The 2,486-nt window shown below is 69.6% G+C and carries 1 protein-coding gene; it reads left to right on the top strand.

Annotated features, from left to right (window positions below; translation table 11 throughout):
* Positions 1 to 184 precede the first annotated feature (184 nt).
* Positions 185 to 2,068 (top strand): ABC transporter ATP-binding protein, encoded by a 1,884-nt coding sequence (locus NC7_RS02455; protein ID WP_067978197.1) that lies wholly within the window; start codon positions 185 to 187, stop codon positions 2,066 to 2,068.
* Positions 2,069 to 2,486 lie beyond the last annotated feature (418 nt).

Genomic DNA, 2,486 nt, shown 5'->3' with positions numbered 1-2,486 from the left:
AAGGCGGTCATGACGGACTTAAGTGGGCCGTGCGGCGGGGAGCGCGGAAGGTGGCGGGCTTCAGTGGTGCCGTGGAGCTGGGAGTGTGACAGGTGGCGCCGTGCGGGCTTGCCCTCAACCTAACTTGAGGTTCTACTGTCGGTGGGCAGGAGTTGACTGGGTGGGGAGCTGAGGGAGAGCACACATGAGTATCGAGTCCGTGGCTTATAGCCAGATGTATCGGCGGATGAACGCCCCGGAGGAGGAGCGGCCGTTCAGTGTGGTCACCGCGCGGCGGATCTTGCGGTTCGCGCGGGGGCATCGGCGGCGAATTTCGGGGTTTCTGCTGCTCAGTGTGGTTGCCGCGGTGCTCGGGGTGGCCACGCCGGTGCTGGCGGGGAAGGTGGTCAACGACATCGTCGGGGGGTCGGCGCCGCGCACGGTGGTGCTGCTCGCGCTCGCCATCGCGGGGTTGGCGATCGTGGACGCGGGGCTGGGGCTGGTGATCCGGTGGTTGTCGGCGCGCATCGGTGAGGGACTGATCCTCGATCTGCGGACCGCCGTGTTCGACCATGTGCAGAAGATGCCGGTGGCGTTCTTCACGCGGACCAGGACCGGCGCGCTGGTGAGCCGGTTGAACTCCGACGTGATCGGGGCGCAGCGGGCGTTCAGCGACACCCTCTCCGGCGTGATCACCAATCTGGTGACGCTGCTGCTCACCCTGGCCGTGATGCTCAGCATCTCGTGGCAGATCACGCTGCTCGCGCTGGTCCTGCTTCCGGTGTTCGTCATCCCGGCGCGGCGCGCGGGGAACCGGCTGGCCGAGATGCAGCGCGAGGCGGCCCAGCTCAACGCGGCCATGAGCACGCAGATGACCGAGCGGTTCTCCGCGCCCGGCGCCACTCTGGTGAAACTGTTCGGGCGGCCGAGGCAGGAGTCGGCGGAATTCGCGGTGCGGGCCACCCGGGTGCGCGATATCGGGGTGCGCACGGCGATGCTGCAGACCACCTTCGTCACCTCGCTCACGCTGGTGTCGGCGCTGGCACTGGCCCTGGTCTACGGTCTCGGCGGGTGGTACGCGCTGGCGGGCCGCCTCGACGCGGGCTCGGTCGTCGCGCTGTCGCTGCTGCTGACCAGGCTCTACACCCCGCTCACCGCGCTGGCCAGCGCCCGGCTCGAGATCATGGCGGCACTGGTGAGTTTCGAGCGGGTGTTCGAGGTGCTGGACCTGAAACCGCTGATCGAGGACGCGCCGGACGCCGTCGCGGTGGCCGAGGGTCCGGTGGCGGTTGAGCTGGACGGCGTGCGCTTCGGGTACCCGTCGGCCGACAAGGTGTCGCTCGCCTCGCTCGAAGACGTCGCGACGCTCGACACCCGAGGCGGGGTCGAAGTGCTCCACGACGTGTCACTGCGCGCCGAGCCCGGCCAGCTGGTGGCGCTGGTCGGTTCCTCCGGCGCGGGCAAATCGACTATCGCGCAACTGGTTTCGCGGCTCTACGACGTGGACTCCGGTGCGGTCCGGCTCAACGGCACCGACGTGCGTGAACTCACCACCGAGTCGATCCAGCGCACCGTCGGCCTGGTCACCCAGGACGGGCACCTGTTCCACGACACCATCCGCGCGAACCTGCTGCTGGCCCGCCCCGAGGCGACCGACGAGGACCTCTGGGACGCGCTGCACCGCGCTCGGCTCGGCGACCTGGTCGACTCGCTCAGCGACGGCCTCGACACCGTCGTCGGCGAACGCGGCTACCGCCTGTCCGGCGGCGAACGTCAACGGCTCACCATCGCCCGCCTGCTGCTCAAGCAGCCGCGCGTGGTGATCCTCGACGAAGCGACCGCCTCCCTGGACTCCACCTCGGAAGCCGCCGTCCAGGAGGCCCTCACCGAGGCCCTCACCGGCCGCACCGCCCTGGTGATCGCCCACCGCCTCTCGACCATCCGCGCCGCCGACCAGATCCTCGTCCTGGAAGACGGCCGAATCATCGAACGCGGCACCCACGCCGACCTCCTCAACGCCGACGGCCGCTACGCCGAGCTCTACCGAACCCAATTCGCCGACGACCCGATGACCCCGGCCATCGCCTGACCAGAAACAAATTCCAGCCGAAATCCCCCACCCGCCATCTACCGCCCTACCAGCCCACGGCGCCACTCGATCCCCCCGCCGACCTCGCCAATAGCCACGCGGCACCCTCAAGCCCGCCACCTGCCGCACTTCCAGTCACCCGGAACTCGAGCCCGCCGCCTACCGCGAGAGTGATACCGCACGGGCGGGGAGCGCGGTAGGCGGCGGGCTCGGGTGCCGTGCGGCTGGGAGCGCGATCCCGACACCGACCCAGCTCCCAGCTACCCGACACCACTCGAGTCGGCCACTTACCGCGCTCCCAGCCATCCGTCACCGCTCGAGTCCCTCACCGCACTTCCAGCCACCCGGAATCACTAGAGCCCGCCACCTACCGCGCTCCCCGCCACACGGCCCAACTCAAGCCCGCCATGACCGCACT

It is taken from the genome of Nocardia caishijiensis NBRC 108228 (assembly GCF_001612825.1).
Classification (GTDB): Bacteria; Actinomycetota; Actinomycetes; order Mycobacteriales; family Mycobacteriaceae; genus Nocardia; species Nocardia caishijiensis.
Note: the sequence above shows the minus strand (reverse complement) of the source record. Positions and strands in the feature narration are given on the sequence as shown.